Origin of the sequence: Aquihabitans sp. McL0605, from assembly GCF_049993875.1 — a bacterium.
Classification (GTDB): domain Bacteria; phylum Actinomycetota; class Acidimicrobiia; order Acidimicrobiales; family Iamiaceae; genus Aquihabitans.
In genome coordinates this window covers 1,471,978-1,491,616 of the sequence record NZ_CP188252.1, presented here as the reverse complement: position 1 = coordinate 1,491,616, position 19,639 = coordinate 1,471,978, and the positions used below count along the sequence as shown (strand labels likewise).

Here is a 19,639-nt window from a genome sequence, read left to right as displayed (position 1 = left end):
TCCAGGAGACCGCAATGACCACCGAGCCCGTACGCGTCGCAGTAACCGGCGGAGCCGGCCAGATCGGCTACAGCCTGCTGTTCCGCATCGCCAGCGGTGCCCTGCTCGGCCCGGACACGCCGGTCATCCTCCAGCTCCTCGAGATCACGCCGGCGCTCGGCGCCCTCGACGGCGTGGCCATGGAGCTCGAGGACTGCGCCTTCCCGCTGCTCGCCGGCGTGGTCAAGACCGACGACGCCGACGTGGCCTTCGGCGATGCCGACATCGCCCTGCTGGTGGGCTCCCGCCCCCGCACCGCCGGCATGGAGCGCGGCGACCTGCTCGCCGCCAACGGCGCCATCTTCACGGTGCAGGGCAAGGCCCTCTCCGACTCGGCCAAGAAGTCGGTCAAGGTGCTCGTGGTCGGCAACCCGGCCAACACCAACTCGCTGATCGCCATGAACAACGCCCCCAACCTCGACCCGCGGCAGTTCACGGCCATGACCCGCCTCGACCACAACCGGGCGATGGCCCAGCTCGCCACCAAGACGGGCAGCACGGTCAACGACATCACCAAGCTCACGATCTGGGGCAACCACTCCGCCACCCAGTACCCCGACCTGTTCCACGCCGAGGTGAACGGCCAGAACGCCGCCGCCCTCGTCAACGACCAGGCCTGGCTCGAGGGCGACTTCATCCCCACCGTCCAGAAGCGCGGCGCCGCCATCATCGACGCCCGCGGCTCCTCGTCGGCCGCGTCCGCCGCCAACGCGGCCATCGATCACGTCCGCACCTGGGTGTCCGGCACCCCCGAAGGCGACTGGGTGTCGATGGCCGTGCCGTCCGACGGCAGCTACGGCGTGCCCGAGGGGCTCATGAGCTCGTTCCCGTGCACCACCAAGGACGGCGACTGGAGCATCGTGCAGGGCCTGGAGATCGACGACTTCTCCCGCGGCCGCATCGACGCCTCCGTCGGCGAGCTCGCCGAGGAGCGCGACGCCGTCAAGGAGCTCGGCCTCATCTAGCCAGCCACGCGAGCAGGTCGGGAGCCAACAGGGCGCCGGCCTGCTCGTCGTAGGCCTGGCGGGCCTCCCCGATGACCAGGTGGGTGCCCTCGCCCGAGCGGCCGGAGCGGAAGAACGCCTGGCGATCGGCCAGGACGCCCAGCCGGTCGGGCGCCCGCTCCTCGGCCCGCTCCCGCATCGCCTCGAAGGAGGCGGCCGCCACCAGATCGGGCCACGCCTCCTCGGGCACCTCGATGCCGAGGCGCGCGGCCATCCCCCGCATCGCCCCTTCGGTGTCGTCGGCGAGGTCGCGGTAGTGCAGGAGCACCACATTGGGCTCGCCGCGCCGATCCCACGCGTCCGAGAGGTGGTGGGCGAGGCCGGGGAGCGTGTCGAGCTCCTCGTCGATCGACGCAGCCGGATCCATCCACGTCGGGAACCAGCCGGCGAAGGGCTCGGTCGGGCTGGTCTGCTCGGGCCGCCCGGTGAGCTCGGCGACCCGCGCCCGATCGATGTTCTGGCCGTGGTGGTACAGCGACACGGCGACATCGAGCGGGTGGCGCCCCACGACGAGGTACGTCACGTCGGATCGCAGCGGCAGGCCGTCGAGCGGCGTATGGGTCTTGATGATCCGGCGGTGCTCCTGGCGGTCGAGCCGCTCGGCCACGTCGGCGAGCGGCTCGATGTCCCAGTCGAGCCACGGCGAGATCTCGCCCAGCGGGGCCGGCAGGTCCGGGGTCTGGAGCACCAGGAGGGCGCACGCCATCTGCACCCAGGTGGTGCCGCACTTCGACCGGGTGCTGATCACGATGTCGCCGGGCCGGTGCTCGAACCCCAGCCACCGATCGTTGGCCTCCGACCCGTAGCGCCGCACGGTCGGGCAGCGTACGACCCGTCGACCTCCCCGCCGAGGCGCGCCGAAGCGCCGCCGGGATCAGGGCAGGTAGGGGATCTCGGTGCCGTCGGGTCGGACGACGTGGAACCGGCTGTGCTCGTCTCGCCAGACGGTGAAGCCGTGCTGCTTGTGCCGGTTGTGCTTCCCGCACAGGGGTCCCCCGTTGTCGGGGCAGGTTCTGCCCTGTCTCGGCCCGTTGAACGGCTCGAGGTGGTCGGTCTGACACTGGGTGACGGGCACGCCGCATCCGGGCCAGTAGCAGGTGGTCCGGGACAGCTGGACGGCGAGCTGGGTCGGTCCGGTGAACAGCCGGCTCAAGCGCCCGAGGTCGAGCGTTACGCCGTCGGGTCGGATCACCCCTCGGCGGACGTGGCCGAGCAGGGCCCGCGATGCCACCAGCGACGGGGTCAGCGGGAACCCGTCGAGGGTCTCGCAGCGATAGGCGTGCCCGCGACGGCGAGGTCCCTCGGGCGATGCTCCGCTCCCGGTGCCCCGGTCCGCCTCGGCATCCGGCGCGGGAACGACGTCGACGGGTCCGTGCTCTTCGCTCACCTCGTCCACGGGTCGGCCCTCGGCCTCGTCCTCAGCGTCGTGGGCCGGGTCGTCGTCGTCCTCATCGTCGATGAGGTCGTCGAGGAGGTCCTGGAAGAAGGTGGCGAGGCGGGCGTCGGGCTCGACGTCCTCGCCACAGGCCCGGCGCAGCTCACGCTCGAACGTCTCCTGGTCCATCACCAGGTTGGTGACCACCCGCGAGCCGCCGGGAGCAGCAGCGAGCGCCGAGGCGCCGGCGCGGTAGATGGCGTAGTGGGCGTCGGCCCGGCGCTGGGCGTCGGTGCGGGCGAGGTGCTCGACCGTGGTGGCGTCGCCGTGGACGGCCCGGGCCTCCGCCCAGTCGGCGGCGAGCTCGGCGCCCGCGAACGCGGCGAGGATCGACCGCAGCTCGACGCCCTGCTCTTCGCCGCAGCCGCCCAGGTGCCGGAACGACCCGTCGAAGTTGGGGTGCAGCACGTAGTCGCGGTTGGCGTGCTGGCGCTCGGACCGGTCTCGGACGCCGTCTTCGTCGGCCATCCGCTCCCAGTCATCGAGCTTGGCGTCGAACTCGGGGTACGGCAGCCGGGCGGCGAGCTCGGCGATGTGGGCATCCACCTCGATGAGCGCGGCGCGCACCCGCGCGTTGCCGTGGAGGCGGGCGATGCGATCGAGCTGGGGGAGCCCGATCCGGCCGGTCCGGAACGCGGCGGCCACGGCGGGCAGGTCTCGCAGCATCCGCATGGCCTTGCCCCGGCGCCGGCCCTCGGCGTTGGAGAGGTTGGCTGCGGTGCGGACCATCACCGTGGCGCTGGCGTGGCCGTCGGCCTGGTGCAGGCCGGCGCGATCGACCTCGCGCAGGACCCACTGCTGGACCGCCGCCAGGTGCCGGCCCAGGACCTCGGTCTCGCGGATGAGTGCGTACGCATCCGTCACGTCGTGGGGCGAGAGGGGAAGCCCCAGGAGCCGACCGACCGCGGTGCGCGCTGCTTCGAGCGCTGCCGCCGCCTCCGGATCCGCCACGGAACTCATGGTCCAACCATACGAAGGGGGTGTGACAGTGAACCCCTTTCCACCCTGTTCGGTAGGTTCCATGTCCGATTTGCCCACCTCTGAGGAGGGAGCGCCCTGATGGCGGCAGGGACAACCCGAGGCGACGGCGATCGCGTGCCAAGCTCGGCGGGTGGGCATTCGGCCGGACTCGACCGTCGAGGTCGTGGCGTACTCGGAGGAGTGGCCCGCAGCGTTCGAGCGGGAGCGGGTGGCGCTGCGGGCGGCGGTCGGCGACGTGGCCACCTCGATCGAGCACATCGGCAGCACGGCCGTGCCCGGCCTCGCCTCGAAGCCCACCATCGACATCCTCATCGTGGTCGGATCGGTCGACGCCTTCCGCGATCGGATCCCCGAGATCGAGGCGATCGGCTACGACTTCCGGGAGGGCAACGCCTTCGTGGGCAACCCCGACCACCTCTTCCTCCGCAAGGTGGTCGGCGCGAAGCGGACGCACCACCTCCACGTCCTGCCCGAGGGCTCGCCGGAGATCGACGACTACCGGCTGTTCCGCGACGCCCTGCGGTCCGACCCGGCGTTCGCCGCGCGCTACGAGGAGCTCAAGGTCGACCTCGCCGGACGCCACGCCGACCACCGCATGCGGTACGTGACCGAGAAGGAGGCGTGGGTGGGTGACGTGCTCGCCTCGCTGCGAGCGGCCAGGGAGCCGGGCTCGGCTACTTGAGGAACTTGCTGGTGGTGTTGTCGGCGAGGATCTTGCCGTCGGTCTGGCAGGTGGGGCAGTAGACGACGGTGTAGGCCCGGTACTCGACGGCGCGGAGGGTGTCGCCGCAGCGGGGGCAGGGCTGGCCGGCGCCGTGGTGGATGCCGCCGCGCTCGGCCGACTTCACCATCTCGTCGTGGGTGCGCTCCTCGGCCAGCGACTCGGCGATGCACTCCTGCACCGCGGCGGCGAGCGCGGCCACCTGCTCGGGCTTGAGCTTCGAGGCGTTGGCGAACGGCGAGAGCATGGCGCGGTGGCAGATCTCGTTGGCCAGGCGCCGCCCGATGCCGGCGATGGCGTGCTGGTCGCGCAGGACCCCGTGCAGCCGCGAGGAGCGCGTCGCCAGCACGGCCGCCCACCCGTCGGCATCGAGGGTGTCGGCGTCGGGGCCGAGGCCCTCGATGGGCGGCTGGGTCTCGAGGTCGCCCTCGACCACCCACACGCCGGCCTTGCGCTCGGTGCCGGGCTCGGTGAGCAGCAGGGCCCGGCCGTCGGCGAACGTCCAGCGGGCGATGCCGCCTCGGGGCTTGGCCGACTGCTTCTCGTCGGGCTTGAGCCGTCCGCCCTGCATGAGGTGCACCACGAAGGTGAGCGGCCCGACGTGCATCAGCAGGTACTTGCCCCGGCGCCCGAACGAGGTGACCGCCGTGCCGACGGCGTCGGCGGGATCGGGCCTGAACGTCTTGAGGGCCGTGAAGGTGATGGGCCGGAACCCGGCCAGCTCGGCGCCACCGAAGTCGGCGTCGAGGCGCTCGGCGTGGGCCTGGAGCTCCGGCAGCTCGGGCACGGCGCCGGACCTCAGGCCCGCTCGGCGGCGACGGGAGGCGTGGTCCGGGCCCGCACGCCCGCGAAGACGTCGTCGAGCTGGGTGAGCACGTCGCCGTGGTCGAGCAGCACCCGCAGGTCGCCGCCGATGCGCAGCCGTCCGGTCATGAACGCCCGCTGGGCCGAGCCCCTTCCGGTGGCGATGTCGGCTGCGGTGGCGTAGTCCTGGCTGAAGCGGACGGTGGGCTCGGCGGCCGGCCCGTTGGCGACCGACACGCGGCCTCGGTCGAAGGCGATGTGGTAGCGGACCTCGCCGAGCGGGGTGTCCGTGACCTCCTGCTCGATGACGAGGGACACGTCGGCGGTGAGCGCGCCCAGGCGCTCGTCGGTGGCGACAGCTTGGTCGAGGGCGGCGATCCAGTCGTCGCTCAGGAAGGTCAGCATCGGCGCCACGCTACCGGCGGCGACGCGCTCGGACGTCCGGGCGGGCCGGGGTGAGCAGACCTACGATCGCCCGGCCGACCGAGGAGCACCTGTGCCTGAACCCACGCCGCCCGCTGCCACCGCCACCCCCGCCGATCCGGCCGACGAGGCCCGGCACGCGCCCACCGACGAGCACCTCTGGAGCGAGAGCTGGTACCTCGACTTCGTCGACGAGGACCAGGGCATCGCCGGCTACGTGCGCCTCGGCCTTTACCCGGGGATGGGCCGGGCCTGGTACTGGGCGTGCGTGGTGGGCCCCGACCGTCCCCTCGTGACCGTGATCGACCACGACGTGGCCATCCCGCCGGGCCGGTCCCACGAGATCCGCACCGAGGGCCTGTGGGCCGACTACACGGTGGAGACGGCGCTCGACCACGTGTCGGTGGGGGTCGAGGCGTTCGCCGTCGGCGTCGACGATCCCACCGAGGTGTACGGCGATCTGCGCGGCGATCGCGTCCCGCTCGGGTTCGACCTCGAGTGGGAGACGGTCGGCAGCACGTTCGCCTACCCCGGCGTCACCCGCTACGAGGTGCCGTGCCGGGTGCACGGAGAGGTCCTCGTGGGGTCCGAGCGCATCGAGCTCGACGGCCTCGGCCAGCGCGACCACTCTTGGGGCGTGCGCGACTGGTGGAGCTACGGCTGGAGCTGGACCGCCGGCTGGCTCGACGACGGCACCCGCTTCCACGGCGTCGACGTCCACCTCGGCACCGATCAGCTGTACGGCACCGGGTACGTGCAGAGCCCATCGGGGCTCATGGCCGCGGTGACCAGCACCGCCAGCGGCGCCGAGCTGGGCCGGGCCGGGCTCCCCGAGCACGGCACGTGGACGGTCGGCGACCTCGAGCTCCAGGTGGAGCCGGTGGCATGGTCGCCCGTGCTCCTCACGTCCGACGACGCCAAGGTCAGCCGCTTCCCCCGTGCGTGGTGCCGGTTCACCGCCGCCGACGGTCGGGTGGGCCACGGCTGGACCGAGTGGAACCAGCCGGAGCTCTAGGCCGGTTCCTCGTCGGGAGGCGAGGGCAGCAGCGCCACCGCCACCGCCAAGATGGCGAGCACCGCGAAGCCCTGGGCGGGGCCCGAGAACGTGCCGGTGTGGTCGCCCACGTCGGCGCCGGCCCAGATGAACGTCACCAGCCCGGCGCAGCCCGTCGCCGCGGCGGCCACCACGGGCAGCCACCGGCTGCGCCGCGGCAGCACGACGAGCGGTACGGCGAGCAGGACCAGCGGGCCGCCGAGGCTGACGCCGGCCAGCACGATCAGGGCGCAGGTGGCGGGCGCCGCCCACGGCCGCAGGGCGGGCGGCACCCACGTCGCCCGGTCGGCGCCGGCGCGGCGGCGGGCCGGCACGGCGGCGGCCGCGAGGAGCGCGAGCAGGGCGACCAGGCCGAGCACGAGGCCGAGCCGCTGGCTGGTGCCCGGCCGGTAGCGCAGGTGGATCGTGGCCGCCGAGCCGGCCGGGACGCGCCAGCCCTGGCGCCACCCGTCGACGCGGATCGGGGTGAGGGCCTGGCCGTCGAGGGTGGCCTCCCAGCCGTCGTTGAAGTTCTCGGTGGTGGCGACGATGGCATCCCCCCCAGCGGCGACGCGGATCGTGCGGTCCTCGCGGCCCCATCGGCCCGCCGTCGCCGTCCGAGCCGCGGGAGGCGCGGGGATGCCGCCTTCGGGCTCGATGGCAAGGGTGCTCACGAGGAGCGCTCCGGCGGTCGCGGTGACCCGGTTGGGGCCGCGGTCGAGCTGGGTGGGGGAGCAGGCGGTCCAGGCGATCGGGCTGCCGTCGAGCAGCTGGCCGACCGTGGCCTCGGCGCGGGTGGCGACCGCGGTGCCGTCGACCGAGACCGGCGGGCCCTCGCCGCACGGCAGGGCCACCCTCGTCGCCCGCTTCGGCGTGGCCGCGGTCCGGCCGAAGATCGCGGGCACGCTGATCTCGCCCACCGCCACCTGCCGGGCGTTGGTGCGGTCGCCGGGGTCGGACGGGAACGAGACGGTCAGCTCGTCGGCATCGGTGGAGGGGATCGACACCTGCCCCGATGCCGTGAGCTCGCGGTCGTAGTCGACCCCGCCGACGGTCACCACGACCCGGTGGACGGGATCGGCCACCTTGTCGAGCATGTCGATCTGCAGGCCGTCGACGGGCACCGCGCCCTGCCACTTCAGCGTGATGGCGGGGGCGTCGGCCTGGGCGGCGCTGATCCACCCGGTCTGCGGATCGCCGTCGACGGCCATGCCGGGCACGAACGCAGGTTGGTCGCCGAAGACCGAGGTGGCCGTCGCCTGCACGTCGCTCGGGTGGGCGGGCCCGACCCCCTGGGCGACGAGCGCATCGAGCGCGTGACCCGGTGCGGCGCTGGCCGTGCCGTGGAGCTGGGCCTGGGCCGAGCCGCCCCAGGTGAACACGCGGTCGAGGTCGCCCTCCTCGTCGTGGCGGGTGAGGCTGAAGCGGTCGTAGTGGTCACGGGCGAGCGACACCACCTCGGCCCCCTCGGGTGACGGCGACGGGACCACGAGCGGGCGGTCGATGTGGACGCCTCCGATCTCGATCTCGCTGATGCCGACGCGGGCGACGCCGCGCGTCCCGGTGATCGAGTCGATGACCACCCGCACCCGGCTGGTCTTGCCTGCGGGAGGATTGACGGAGGCGGTGCCGTCCGGACCCACCTTCGCCACCTGCGAGCCCTGGTCGGTCTCGATGCGGACCGAACCGATCCGCTTGCCGGTGGTCTCGGGGATGCGCACGGTGATGGCGCCCACGTCGGTGGGCTGGTCGAGCTGGACCTGCACCCACTCGCCCGTCCGGCCCTTGGCCGGTCCCCATGCCGTCTCCCGGTTGCCGTCGAACGCCGCGAACGGCTGCTGCTCGGGGCGCATCGACTGCTGGGGCTTGCGGCTGTCGGTGAGGGACGCGGCGCCGTCGACCCGCGCGCTCGTGAGCCCCTCGGGTGTGCCGGAGGGCCAGCGGTCGACGGGCGCGTCGCCGGTCAGGGGGGAGTCCTGGTCGGCGGTGAGGGTGTAGGTGGCGTTGTCGCGGATGGCCCCGAACCGCACGTCGCGCCGCCGGGCCGTGTCGGTGGCGACCAGGAGGGGATCGGGCAGGTCGGCGGCCCCGTCGTCGACGGCCAGGACCACGGCGCGCCCGTCGGTGAGGTGCGGCTCGAGGTCGAGGACCGCCTCCGGGCCGCCGCTGGTCACCGCCGCGCCCGCGGCGGGGTAGCCCGTGACGCGGTCGACCGCGCCGGGGACCTCGTAGATGTCGATGGCCCGGAACGCCTCGGTGGCCGCCTGGCCGGGGGGCGACGCGACCCGCAGGTCGGAGCCCGGATCGCTCTGGGCCGGCCCGAACGAGGCCACCAGCTGGATCTCGGGCACGGTCCGGAGGAGGCGGCGCACGCTGGCTGGGCGGGGGCCGCCGGTGCGGACCAGGTCGAGGTCGTTGCGCACCACCAGGTACCGGACCCCCGAGCGCTGCAGCGTGGTGAGGAACCCGGGCGGCAGGGCGTCGCTCTGCAGGGCCGTGTCGATGCCATCGAGCATCCGGGTCGACCCGTTGCCGCCGAGCGGGATCAGGTCGCGGACGGCCCAGTCGGAGTGGAGCAGCGAGGAGATCGGCTCGTCGAGGGGCCGACCCCACTCGTACTCGCCGAACGCCGAGCCGGGGAGCAGCAGCGACCGCTGGCCGTCGTCGTGGGCGTCGAGCCAGGTGGCGGCGTCGCGCCAGGTGGCGGGCACGTCGGTGAACGAGCCTGGGGCCGTGAGCTGGCCGGCGGCGGGCAGCACCGCCAGCGCGATCGCCACCGCCGCGAGCGCGGGGACGGCTCGGGCCAGCCGGGTCCGTCCGACCCGAGCAGGGGCCCCCGCCGGGGCACCGGCCGCACTGGCCGCACCGGTCGAACTGGAGGGGACTGCGGCCCGGGCCCTGTCGACCGCCACCGTCACCAGGTGGCCCAGCCCGAGGGCGAGCGGCAGGTGGACGACGGCCGAGAACTTGTGGACGTTGCGGAACGGCACCAGCGGCCCGTCGAGCAGCTGCTGGGCGAGGCCGCTCAACGGCCCGCCCCAGGCCCCGGCGTACCCGATGCCCATGGCGACCGTGCCCAGCACGAACGAGGGGAGCAGCCACGAGCGACCCGGTGAGGCGCGGCGCGCCAGGCCCCACATCCCGCCGGCGGCGACCGCGACCGAGCCCAGGATCGCCACCCGGTCGGCGGTCAACGACCACGCCCCCGGCAGCCACGACCCGCCGTCGGTCTGCACGAACGACAGCCAGTTGCCCGTCCCGCGGAGGATCTCGGTGCCGGACTCCGTCCAGGTGGTCAGCGACGACGTCTCGGTGAAGTCGGTGAAGCGGATGCCGTAGCGGACCGAGACCAGCAGGGGGATCAGCCACCACAGCGTGGCGGCGAGGGCTCCGGCCAGCCACCAGCCGAGCAGGCGCCGCCGAGCCGGCCCCGGTGCTCGGGTGGTGAACCAGATGACCACCAGGGGCAGCACCGCGAACGCGGCGGCACCGTTGACGCCGCCCATCGCCGCGATCCACAGCGCCGAGGCCGCCGCCACCCGCCGCGGGCTGGCGCCCTCCTTGGCGGTGAGGAGCGGCACGAGGACGTGCGGCGCCAGCGCGTAGGGGAGCTGGCCGGCCGACTGGAACGCCGTGATCGACAGGGTGGCCGGTGCGAGCGCGTAGGCCCAGGCCGCCACCAACCGACCCGCGGACGACGACACCCCGACGGCCCGGGCCACCCGGTGCGCACCCCAGAGCGACAGCACGATCACGAGCGAGATCCACAGCCGCTGGACCAGCCACGGCGGAACCGACAGGGCGTGGCCGAGGGCGGTGAAGGCGCCCATGGGGAACAGGTAGCCGATGGCCTGGTTCTGGACCCGTCCGAACCCGCCGCTGGGGTCCCACGCCGACAGCGCCCGGCCCAGGTAGCCCACCGGATCGAGGAGCACGTCGAGCTTGGTCTCGGGCACGATCCGGCCCGGGGCCTGCAGCAGGACGATGAGGGTGATCACGCCCGAGGAGAGCCACAGCGCGCGCCGATCGCGGCCCTCCCCCTCGACGTCATCCATCGGCCCGAGTCTGGTGCAGGAGGCCCTGCTCCCACGGGCACTCGGCGGCCCCGGCGCCAGGACCGGACCTACGATGCCGCGATCGACGCTGGTCCCACCGCTCCCACCGCGCCCGCCCGGGGCGGCCCGGTCACCCGGTTCCCCACCTTCGAGGGGATCCGGGCCCTGTGCGCCCTCGGGATCTTGGCGTACCACGCCGGCACCTTCACCGGCGTCACCTGGGGACGCGACGCCTCGGTCGGCGGGATGGGCCCGTGGCTGCAGCACCTCAACGTCGGGGTCAGCATCTTCTTCGTCCTGTCGGGCTTCTTGCTGTTCCGGCCGTTCGTGCTGGCGCACCTGACCGACGGGGTGCGCCCCCGGTTCGGCACCTACCTGCTGCGGCGGCTGGTGCGGATCTACCCGGCCTACTGGGTCGCGCTGTTCATCAGCACCTGGCTGCTCGACCTGAACCTGGGCGACTGGTGGGGCCACCTGCGCTTCTACGCCCTCATCCAGGTGTACTGGGGCGACACGGTCCTGGGCGGCCTGGCGCAGGCGTGGAGCCTGTGCACCGAGGTGTCGTTCTACCTGTTCCTCCCGCTGTGGGTGCTGCTGATGGCGCTGCGCAAGGGGACCGTCGAGCAGCGGATCCGCACCCACTACCTCGGGCTCGCCGTGCTCTACGCCACGGGCATCATCGTGCGGGCCCAGCTCCGGGCCGGGGGCCACGCGGTGGGGTACGGGACCCTGGCCGCCAACATCGATCTGTTCGCCATCGGCATGGCCCTCGCGGTGGCCAGCTCGGCCGCCACCGTCCGGGGCCGCCCCGCGGGCGGCCTGGCCCGGACCCTGGGCGACCTGCCCGGCGTGGCGTGGGTCGCTGCGGCCTGCTGCTACGCGGGCGTGGTCGCGCTCCGGTACCCGTTCGGCTTCGATCCGCCCACCGTCTTCCAGGAGGTGCTGCGCGAGGTGCTGTTCGGCGTCATCGCCGCGCTGGTGGTCGCGCCCGGGGTGTTCGGCCCGCAGGACCAGAGCGTCGTGCGCCGGGTGCTGCGCAGCCGCCCCCTCGTGGCGCTCGGGGTGGTGTCGTACGGGATCTACCTCTGGCACATCACGGTGATGGTCCGCCTGGTGCGGCCGGGGGCGTTCCTCGCCGGCGCGTCGTTCGTGTCGCTCACGCTGTGGGCGACCGCCCTGACCTCGGTGGTCGCGGCGATCAGCTGGTTCGTGGTGGAGCGTCCGCTGCTGCGCCGGGTGCGGGCGGGGACCGGGTGGGGCAGGGCATCGGTGCTGGCACCGGAGCCCCGGTCGGACCGGCCGCACGTGGGGCAGCCCTGAGGGCTTCATCGTCTAGGGTCCACCCCTGACGATTGCTCTGGTGCCACCCCGTGCCTGGAGCCCAGGTGCCGAGGAGCGTACGTGAGCGACTTCGACGACGAGCCCAACGTGGCTTCCGACGCCAGCGATGGCCGAACCGACCAGCCGTCCACTGCCCCCAGGTCGAAGGGTCCGGCCACGTCCGATGCCGACGACGACTGGGACGACGACTGGGATGACGACGAGCGCGACGAGCGCGGCGGTCGCCGAGACCTCACCCTCGTCTACGCCATCGTCGCCGCGGCCATCGTCATCGTGCTCGCGGTGGTGCTCACCCGGCCCAAGGACGACAACAACTCCTCCACCAACGCCAGCGGCGGCACCACCACCGAGGCCACCGCGCCGCAGAAGAACTGGCAGGGCCCGGTGGGCGACGCGGTCGGCGCCAACGGGGCCGACGCCCAGAAGCGCGCCCAGGCCGCTTCCGGCGTCTACATCTGGACCGACTTCGGCGGCTGGCACCTGCGCTCCAACAACACCCAAGAGGTGAAGGTCACGGTGGCGGCCGACCAGGTGAAGGTCAAGAAGACCGACGACTACAACGACAAGGACGAGGGCGGCGGGTCCTTCTCCACCGAAGAGGTGGTCACCCTGCCGGCGGGCAACGGCTCCGAGGGCATCGGGCTCGACCTGGGCACGTCCGAGAAGGCCACGTTCACCGTCACGATCGACGGCAAGAACGTTCCGATCACCGAGATCATGCTCGGCGGCGCCAAGGGACAGGCCGACTCCAACCCCGTCACCTTCGTCAAGGCGTAGTGGCCGCCGTCGCTCCCGTGGCGAGCGCCGGTCCCTCCATGGGGGCGAACGACGGGGTGCAGCGCTCCTGGCACATCCTCCAGGCGATGCGCAGGGAGCAGGCCGACCCGCGCGGCACCTACACGTTCATGGGCGACGACACGGCCGAGCTGCTGTCGGGTTACCTCCCGCTCGAGGGCGCCGTCGCCATCGACGTGGGCGGCGGCCCTGGGTACACCGCCGAGGCCCTCCGCCGCGCCGGTGCCCACGCGTTCACCTTCGACCCGTTCGAGGACGAGCTCTCGCTGCACGGTCGCACCCCGGTCGACGCCGTGGTCGGCGACGGCTTGGCGCTGCCGCTGGCCGATGGCTCGGTCGACCTGGTCTGCACCCTCAACGCCCTCGAGCACGTCGAGACGCCGTGGCTCTTCCTCGACGAGCTGGTCCGGGTGGCTCGACGCGGGGGCATCGTCTTCATCGGGGTGACCAACTGGCTGTCGCCCTGGGGTGGCCACGAGACCTCGCCGTGGCACTACCTCGGCGGGGAGCGGGCGGCGCGGCGCTACCAGGCCCGCACCGGCACGCCGCCGAAGAACCGCTACGGCACCTCCCTGTTCCCCATCGGGGTCGGCGAGGTGCTGCGCTGGGCCCACGCCGATCCGCATGTCCGCGTGGTCGACGCCTTCCCGCGTTACTACCCCCGGTGGTGCCGTCCGCTGGTGCACGTCCCCGGCGTCCGTGAGGTCGTCACCTGGAACCTCGGCCTCGTACTGGAACGCACATGACCGATCTCTCCGAACCGTCCGAACCGTCCGAACCGTCCGGCTCCTCCGAGCGGCCGATGGTGTCGGTGGTGGTGCCCGTCAAGGACTCCATCCGCACCATCGAGGCCTGCCTCCGGTCCATCCGCGCCCAGACCTGGGAGCCGCTCGAGCTCGTCGTCATCGACAACTTCAGCACCGACGGCACGTGGGAGGTCGTCGAGGAGCTGGCCCACCACGCCGAGCAGGCCGGCCCCGAGCGCAGCGCCCAGCGCAACCTCGGCATCGAGCGGTCCAAGGGGACGTGGGTGCTCTGGATCGATGCCGACATGGAGCTGCCGCCCACCATCGTCGAGCGGGCCATGCAGGCGGCGCTCGACGAGGGGGCCGACGGCGTGTTCGTCCCGGAGGTCACCGTCGGCGACGGGTACTGGACCGCGTGCCGGGCGCTCGAGCGGTCGTGCTGCGTCGAGGAGATCCTCGTCCAGTCGCCCCGCCTGGTCCGCCGCGACTACCTGCGCCGCACCGGAGGGTTCCTCGAGTCGCTGTCGGGCACCGAGGACGCTGAGCTGCGCACCCGGATGATCGACGACCAGTGCAACCTGGCCTGGATCCCCGACCTGATCGTCCACGACGAGGGCCGGATGTCGCTCGGGTTCATCTGGTCGAAGCGCTACTACTACGGACGCGGCCTGAAGAAGTACAAGGTCGAGCACCCGGGTGCGCTGAGCGAGCAGGCCGGTTCGGCCGTGGGCGCGTACCGGCGCCACTGGCGCCGGCTGGCGGCCAAGCCGTCCGTCGCCGCCGGCGTCGTGTTCATGCGCGCCGGTGAGTTCGCCGCGTACGGCATCGGGGCCGCGTTGGGCGCGCTGGAGCGCTCCGACCAGCCGTCGTGACGGCGGTCGCGGCTCCGGCCCCGCCCGCACCCCCGGAGTCCGACGACGCCGGGTCGCACCGCGGGCCGCCTCGCGCCGACCGGCCGCCGCGCGTCCACCGGGGCGAGGCGACCTTCCTCGTCATCGGTGCCGTCCTGCTGGCGTGGGCGGTGATCGGCACCCGTTGGGGCGTGTTCACCCCCGACACCCGCCCCGACCTCTACCAGCACCCGGCCGCGTTCCTGCGATCCGCGGTGCAGGCCTGGGTGGGCGGCTCCAGCGGCCTCGGCCAGGGCAACTTCAACGCCGGTGCCGCGCCGGTCGGTGCGGTCGTCTGGGTGATCCGGGCCTTCGGCGCCTCGCCGTGGATGGCCGTGCGGGTGTGGCGCCTGCTGGTCCTGCTGCTCGGGGCCTGGGGCATCCGCCGGTACCTGGGCGTGCTCATGGGCCGGCGCCTCAGCGCGCAGGCCCGGGTCCTCGCCACCGTCTTCTGGGTGGTCAACCCCTATGTCATCGTGGCCGGCAGCACCACGCCGATCCTGCTGCCCTACGCCCTCCTCCCGTGGACGCTGCTGGCGTTCATCCGCGCCACGCGCGCCCCCACGTCGTGGCGCTGGCCGGCGCTGTTCGCCCTCGGGTTCTTCGCCCAGACCGGCCTCAACGCAGGCGTGGTGCCCTTCTTCCAGCTGCTCGCCCTGCCCGGGCACCTCTGGTACGCCCGCCGGGTCGAGGGTCGCAGCTGGCGAGACCTGTGGCGCGTGCTCGTCCGCTGCGGACTGATGGCCATGGCCGTCTCGCTGTACTGGCTGCTGCCGTCGTTCCTGGCGTCGAGCACCGGTGCGGGCATCGCTTCGGGCACCGAGAACCCGATCGACGTGGCCCGCACCTCGTCGTACGCCGAGACCGCTCGAGGGCTGGGCAACTGGCCGCTGTACGGCCGGGCCGGTGCCCGCGAGTTCCTCGGCGACTACACGATCTACCTCACGTCGCCGCTCGTCCTCATGGCCACGTTCCTCGTGCCCGTGCTCGTGGGCCTGTCGCTCTGGCGGTCACGGGCGCGCGAGCGCCTGCTGGTCGTCGGGCTGCTGGCGGTGGGCCTGCCGGTCATGGTGGGCATGTTCCCGCCCGACGACCCGTACCCGGCGGGGAGCCTCCTCTCCACCATCTTCGATCGCGTGCCGGCCGCGCTGGCCTTCCGCACCACCAACAAGGTGGGGGCGGTCGTGGTGCTCGCCGAGACCATCGCCCTCGTGGTCGGGTGGCGCACGTGGGAGGCGCGGGCCCGGCAGGGCGGCCAGGCCATGCGCGCCGTCGGCATCGCGCTGGCCGCGGTGCTGCTCCTCGGCATCTCGGCGCCCCTGTGGAACGGTGGGCTGTACCCGCTCGGCTACACGATCCCCCGTTCGTGGCAGCAGGCCACCAAGGCGCTCGACTCCGTCCGGCCCGAGTCCCGGGTCCTGGTGATCCCCGGCGGCACGGGCGGCAACTACCGGTGGGGCATGCGCAGCCCCGACGACCTGTTCCCCTCGCTGCTCGACCGGCCCGTCGCGGTGCGCAACACCGTCGTCGGGCGCGGCGACCCGGCCGGCAACCTGCTGTCGAACTTCGACATCGCCCTGGCGCAGGGCGCGCTCACCGACGATCAGATCTCCACCACGGCCCGCTACCTCGGTGCCACCGACGTGCTGGTCCGCAACGACCTGCTCACCGAGGAGATCGGCGGGGCGGCGCCCTCGGTGGTCCACAACCAGGTCAAGAGCGACAGCGGCCTCGTCCTCACCGGCACCTACGGGCGCCGCGGCACCGACACGATCCCGGGCACCTCCGGCAAGGCCACCGCAGCGGCGAGGGCGACCGACCCTGCCGACGCCGCCCTGCCGCCCGTGATGACGTACCGCGTGGTCCACCCCACGCCGCCCATCACCGCGGCATCGGCCTCCGACCAGGTCCTCACGGTCGGCGATGGCGCCGCCATGCCGGCGCTGATCCAGTCCGGCATCGTCGACGGCAGCCAACCGGTCCGCTACGTCGGCGACCTCGACCAGCAGGAGTTCTCGACGGCGGTGCAGCAGGGCGGCCGCGTCGTGCTCACCGACACCAACCGGCGGCGGGCGTGGGACATCAACCGGGTCGCCAACGCCACGTCGCCCACCCTCTCCGTCCACGACGACATCGACGCGGGCAGCGGCTCCACCATCACGCGGTGGCCGGACCGGCCGAACGACCAGACCGTCTCCCAGCTCACCGATGCCGAGATCGGAGCCGATCGCGACGGCTTCGGCCTGCACCCCTACGGCCGGCCGTCGAACGCGTTCGACAGTGATCCGAGCACCGCGTGGATCACCGGCGGGTTCGGCACGGCCGCGGGCAAGAGCATCTGGATCGAGTTCCCCGAGCCCCGCCTGGTCTCGCAGATCTCGATCACGCCGTACGACAGCGAACCGTCGTCGATCAGCGCCGTGCGGGTGCAGGTCGGGACCAAGCAGGCACGCGAGGCCGTGCAGCCCGGCAAGTCGGTCCTCGTGGGGATCGAGCCCAGCGTCGCCAAGCGCGTCGAGGTCACCATCCTCTCGCAGACCAAGGGCAACAACCCCGTGGGCATCAGCGAGATCTCGATCGACGGCGAGCAGGTCCTCAACATCACGAGGGTGCCCAAGACGCTGAGCCGGCTGGCCGCGAAGGCCGACGCCAAGACCAGCGCGGCCCTGAGCGCGCTGCCGCTCGATGTGCTGTTCACCCGGGCCCAGGGCTCGCTGCTCGCCGACGATGACGACGAGGAGTCCCAGCTCAACCGGGTGTTCGACCTGCCCGCTCCCCGCCAGTTCACCTTCAGCGCCGCCCTCTCGGCGTCGGGCGCCGACGCCGCCACGCTGGTGGCGGCCGGGCGCGGCGAGGCCAAGTGCACCAGGGTGGCGATCGTCGACGGCACCTTCATCGAGGCCAAGATCGTGTCGTCGCGAGCCGAGCTGGCCAAGGGGGCGGTGCGCCTCGAGGGGTGCCAGCCGCTGACGCTCGGCGCCGGTCCTCACCAGATCCTCACCATCTTCGGGTGGCGGCTGAACACGCTCCGCCTCTCGACCCCCGGCACCGCTCCCGTGCAGGCGCCCGATCCGGCGGGGAGCGTCGTCACGGTCAACGATCGGTCGGCCACGTCCATCGACATGGACGTGGTGGCCACCTCGACCGGCCCTCGGTACCTCCGGCTGGGCGAGGCGTACGACGAGCGGTGGAAGCTCACCGTCGACGGTGCCGACGCCGGTCCGCCCATCGTGATCGACGGGTACTCAACCGGCTGGCTGATCGACGGGAAGGCCCACCACCTCGTGGCCACGTTCGGGCCGCAGCGGGCCGTGCAGGCCACGTTCGTCGCGTCGGCGGCGGCCGTGGTCGGCGTGACCGGCATCGCCCTGCTGCCCACCCCCGAGGTCGTGCGCCGGCGCCGACGGCGGCGAAGCGGCGCCGCTCCGGTCCCAGGAGGTGGTCCCTCGTGACCGAAGACGCGCCCGTCCCCGGCGTGCTCGGTGGGGCTGAGCCGCACCACCCGCTGGTCCCCGATCCCCCGGTCGGGCAGCGGCGGGCCAGCGTCCCGCGCCCCACGCGGCGCGCCGTGCTGATCTGGCTCGCGCTCACCGCGGTCGCGGTGGCGCTCGACGGCGTGGTGGGCGGCCTGGCCCTGGTGGTGGTGGCGGCCGTGGTGCTGGCGGGTCTCTCGCCCCGGGTGCTCGGCGCGCTCGGCACCGTGTCCCTGCTGCTCGTCCCGCTGGCCATCTTCATCCGCGGCGTGCCCGACGGCAGCGAGATCTCGCCGGCGTTGGTCACCCGCTCGTTGATCCCGCACCACCTCACCTTCGCCGGTCTCACCTTCGTCTCGGCGGGTGCCCTCATCGAGCTCTGGCCCCACCTCGAGGCGTGGGCCGCGTCCGATCACCACCACGCGTCGGAAGGGCCGCCGCTGGGGACCATCGCCGGGGTGATCGTGGTCGCGGTCGTCGCCGTGGGTGCCGTACTCGCCTGCGTGGCGGTGCTGCAGGCGTGACGGCCACCGCCATCGGCCGAGCGCGCTCGTCGAGGGTGCTCCAGGGGTCGGCGTGGATCCTGATCGGCCTCGGGATCCAGGCCCTGCTGGGCTTCCTGTTCTGGCTGCTCGGCTCCCGGGTCGCCACGAGCGACGAGCTGGGCCAGGCGTCGGCCCTGTTCACCGCCATCCAGTTCGTCAACTACGCATCGGGCCTCGGGCTCACCATCGCCCTGGCCCGCCACGCCACCCGCCGCAACGCCGAGTCCGATGCCCTGTTCGGGTGGGCGGTGGCCGCCACGGTCGTCTCGTCGGTCATCGGCGGCGTCGCGTACCTGGCCCTGGTCGACACGAGCGCCACCCGGCTGGTCACGGGCTCGCCCGGCGGGTGGCTGCTCTTCAGCGCCTACACGGCGGGCACCTCCATCGGCCTGCTGGTCGACGTGCGGCTCATGGCGGCGCGCCGGTGGGGCTGGCTCGTCGCCCGCCTGGCCTTCATCGGGCTCATCCGGCTGCCGTTGGTGGTCCTGCCCGTGTCGATCGACCCGGCCCTGTGGCTCTACAACCTCATGCTGGCCCCGGCGGCCCTCGTCGCGGTGCTCACCATCCCCGTGCTGCACTGGATCGGAGCCGGGAGCATCAGCTGGCACCGCCCGCAGACGCTCGGGTCGGTCGCCCGCTACGCCGGCGTCAACTGGGTGGCCACGCTGTCCAGCCAGGCGCCCCAGTTCATCCTGCCGCTCGTGGTCGCCCAGAGCGTGCGGCCGTCGGTCAACGCCAGCTTCTTCCTCGCGTGGACGGTGACGGGCCTGGTGTTCCTCGTCCCCGCGGCCATCGCCCAGGTGCTGCTCGTCGAGGGCGGCAAGGACGCCGACGGCCACGACAGCGAGGCCGATGCGGCGGGGCTCGACCTGCTCGAGGGCGACGATCCCGCCTCCTCGGCGGCCGAGGGATCGAGCGCGGCGGTGGTGAGCACGGTCACGGCCGAGGGGCGGGCGAAGGAGGCGCTGGCGTTCTCCCTGGGGCTGGCCACCGTGGCCTGGCTGGCCTCGCTGGCCATCGGGCCGCTGTTCGCCCACGTCTTCGGCCCCGGCTACCACCGCCTCGGCCGGCTGCTCCCGTCGCTGATGGTGGCCGGCATCCCGTGGGCCATCACCTCCATCCGGCTGTCCGAGGCGCGGATCCGCCGGGATCAGGTGGCCACGGTGGCCATCACCCTCACGCTCGGCCTCGGCATCTTGTTGCCCACGCTGCTCTTCGTGCCCGACGGTGGCACCCTGGCGGCCACGCGGGCGTGGGTGTTCGGCAACGTGGCCGGCGCCGTGGTGGCCATCGCGGTGCACCACCGGGCCATGCGGGCCTCGGCGCGGGCGCTCGTGCCCGACTGAGCCCGGTT

Annotated in this window: 15 protein-coding genes; 10 read left to right on the top strand and 5 right to left on the bottom strand. The window is 73.2% G+C overall.

The features are described from left to right. Positions 1 to 14 precede the first annotated feature (14 nt). Positions 15 to 1,004: a malate dehydrogenase gene (locus tag ACPPVX_RS06690; protein WP_426574121.1), complete on the top strand. Its 990-nt coding sequence runs from the start codon at positions 15 to 17 to the stop codon at positions 1,002 to 1,004. Here ACPPVX_RS06690 and ACPPVX_RS06685 read toward each other — a convergent pair. Together ACPPVX_RS06685 and ACPPVX_RS06680 are read right to left on the bottom strand one after the other, a co-directional pair. Beyond that, positions 997 to 1,857 (bottom strand): sulfotransferase domain-containing protein, encoded by an 861-nt coding sequence (locus tag ACPPVX_RS06685; RefSeq protein WP_426574120.1) that lies wholly within the window; start codon positions 1,855 to 1,857, stop codon positions 997 to 999. The two genes, ACPPVX_RS06690 and ACPPVX_RS06685, sit on opposite strands and share 8 nt — an antisense overlap. 60 nt (positions 1,858 to 1,917) lie before the next feature. Then, positions 1,918 to 3,438 carry a DUF222 domain-containing protein gene (locus tag ACPPVX_RS06680; RefSeq protein WP_426574119.1) on the bottom strand — a complete coding sequence of 507 codons (1,521 nt, stop codon included), beginning with the start codon at positions 3,436 to 3,438 and terminating at the stop codon, positions 1,918 to 1,920. A 151-nt stretch (positions 3,439 to 3,589) separates the two neighbouring features. On the opposite strand from ACPPVX_RS06680, the gene ACPPVX_RS06675 reads away from it, so the two are divergent. Then, the gene (locus ACPPVX_RS06675; protein WP_426574118.1) at positions 3,590 to 4,141 is read left to right on the top strand and encodes a GrpB family protein; all 552 of its coding nucleotides are present in this window, start codon (positions 3,590 to 3,592) and stop codon (positions 4,139 to 4,141) included. Here the strand turns inward: ACPPVX_RS06675 and ACPPVX_RS06670 are convergent. Both ACPPVX_RS06670 and ACPPVX_RS06665 read right to left on the bottom strand, forming a co-directional pair. Beyond that, positions 4,134 to 4,967: a DNA-formamidopyrimidine glycosylase family protein gene (locus ACPPVX_RS06670; protein WP_426574116.1), complete on the bottom strand. Its 834-nt coding sequence runs from the start codon at positions 4,965 to 4,967 to the stop codon at positions 4,134 to 4,136. The two genes, ACPPVX_RS06675 and ACPPVX_RS06670, sit on opposite strands and share 8 nt — an antisense overlap. An 11-nt stretch (positions 4,968 to 4,978) precedes the next feature. Continuing rightward, positions 4,979 to 5,389: an SCP2 sterol-binding domain-containing protein gene (locus ACPPVX_RS06665; protein WP_426574115.1), complete on the bottom strand. Its 411-nt coding sequence runs from the start codon at positions 5,387 to 5,389 to the stop codon at positions 4,979 to 4,981. A gap of 91 nt (positions 5,390 to 5,480) precedes the next feature. On the opposite strand from ACPPVX_RS06665, the gene ACPPVX_RS06660 reads away from it, so the two are divergent. Then, positions 5,481 to 6,422, top strand: a complete 942-nt coding sequence (locus ACPPVX_RS06660) for a DUF7065 domain-containing protein (RefSeq protein WP_426574114.1) — start codon at positions 5,481 to 5,483, stop codon at positions 6,420 to 6,422. On the opposite strand, the gene ACPPVX_RS06655 is transcribed toward ACPPVX_RS06660, so the two are convergent. After that, on the bottom strand, positions 6,419 to 10,495 hold the full coding sequence (locus tag ACPPVX_RS06655; RefSeq protein WP_426574113.1) for an alpha-(1->3)-arabinofuranosyltransferase domain-containing protein: 4,077 nt from the start codon (positions 10,493 to 10,495) through the stop codon (positions 6,419 to 6,421). The genes ACPPVX_RS06660 and ACPPVX_RS06655 overlap by 4 nt on opposite strands. Here ACPPVX_RS06655 and ACPPVX_RS06650 point away from each other — a divergent pair. The 7 genes from ACPPVX_RS06650 to ACPPVX_RS06620 all read left to right on the top strand — a co-directional run bounded on the left by ACPPVX_RS06650 (position 10,412) and on the right by ACPPVX_RS06620 (position 19,631). After that, complete coding sequence (locus ACPPVX_RS06650) at positions 10,412 to 11,815, top strand: acyltransferase family protein (protein WP_426575003.1); 1,404 nt, start codon at positions 10,412 to 10,414, stop codon at positions 11,813 to 11,815. The genes ACPPVX_RS06655 and ACPPVX_RS06650 overlap by 84 nt on opposite strands. Before the next feature lie 81 nt (positions 11,816 to 11,896). Continuing rightward, positions 11,897 to 12,613 carry a hypothetical protein gene (locus ACPPVX_RS06645; protein WP_426574112.1) on the top strand — a complete coding sequence of 239 codons (717 nt, stop codon included), beginning with the start codon at positions 11,897 to 11,899 and terminating at the stop codon, positions 12,611 to 12,613. A 38-nt stretch (positions 12,614 to 12,651) separates the two neighbouring features. After that, positions 12,652 to 13,377, top strand: coding sequence for a class I SAM-dependent methyltransferase (locus tag ACPPVX_RS06640; protein ID WP_426574111.1), 726 nt, complete (start codon positions 12,652 to 12,654; stop codon positions 13,375 to 13,377). Beyond that, positions 13,374 to 14,249, top strand: a complete 876-nt coding sequence (locus tag ACPPVX_RS06635) for a glycosyltransferase family 2 protein (RefSeq protein ID WP_426574110.1) — start codon at positions 13,374 to 13,376, stop codon at positions 14,247 to 14,249. Before ACPPVX_RS06640 ends, ACPPVX_RS06635 begins: the two co-directional genes overlap by 4 nt. Then, the gene (locus ACPPVX_RS06630; protein WP_426574109.1) at positions 14,246 to 17,719 is read left to right on the top strand and encodes an alpha-(1->3)-arabinofuranosyltransferase domain-containing protein; all 3,474 of its coding nucleotides are present in this window, start codon (positions 14,246 to 14,248) and stop codon (positions 17,717 to 17,719) included. Before ACPPVX_RS06635 ends, ACPPVX_RS06630 begins: the two co-directional genes overlap by 4 nt. Beyond that, on the top strand, positions 17,716 to 18,264 hold the full coding sequence (locus tag ACPPVX_RS06625) for a hypothetical protein (protein WP_426574108.1): 549 nt from the start codon (positions 17,716 to 17,718) through the stop codon (positions 18,262 to 18,264). Before ACPPVX_RS06630 ends, ACPPVX_RS06625 begins: the two co-directional genes overlap by 4 nt. Then, complete coding sequence (locus ACPPVX_RS06620) at positions 18,261 to 19,631, top strand: hypothetical protein (protein ID WP_426574107.1); 1,371 nt, start codon at positions 18,261 to 18,263, stop codon at positions 19,629 to 19,631. The genes ACPPVX_RS06625 and ACPPVX_RS06620 overlap by 4 nt, the downstream gene beginning before the upstream one ends. Positions 19,632 to 19,639: the final 8 nt, after the last annotated feature.

Bases quoted from the DNA above. Each gene is read 5' to 3' on its own strand.
- ACPPVX_RS06690 (WP_426574121.1), top strand. From the start codon at position 15: ATGACCACCGAGCCCGTACGCGTCGCAGTAACCGGCGGAGCCGGCCAG.
- ACPPVX_RS06680 (WP_426574119.1), bottom strand. From the start codon at position 3,438: ATGAGTTCCGTGGCGGATCCGGAGGCGGCGGCAGCGCTCGAAGCAGCG.
- ACPPVX_RS06665 (WP_426574115.1), bottom strand. From the start codon at position 5,389: ATGCTGACCTTCCTGAGCGACGACTGGATCGCCGCCCTCGACCAAGCT.
- ACPPVX_RS06655 (WP_426574113.1), bottom strand. From the start codon at position 10,495: ATGGATGACGTCGAGGGGGAGGGCCGCGATCGGCGCGCGCTGTGGCTC.
- ACPPVX_RS06640 (WP_426574111.1), top strand. From the start codon at position 12,652: ATGGGGGCGAACGACGGGGTGCAGCGCTCCTGGCACATCCTCCAGGCG.
- ACPPVX_RS06635 (WP_426574110.1), top strand. From the start codon at position 13,374: ATGACCGATCTCTCCGAACCGTCCGAACCGTCCGAACCGTCCGGCTCC.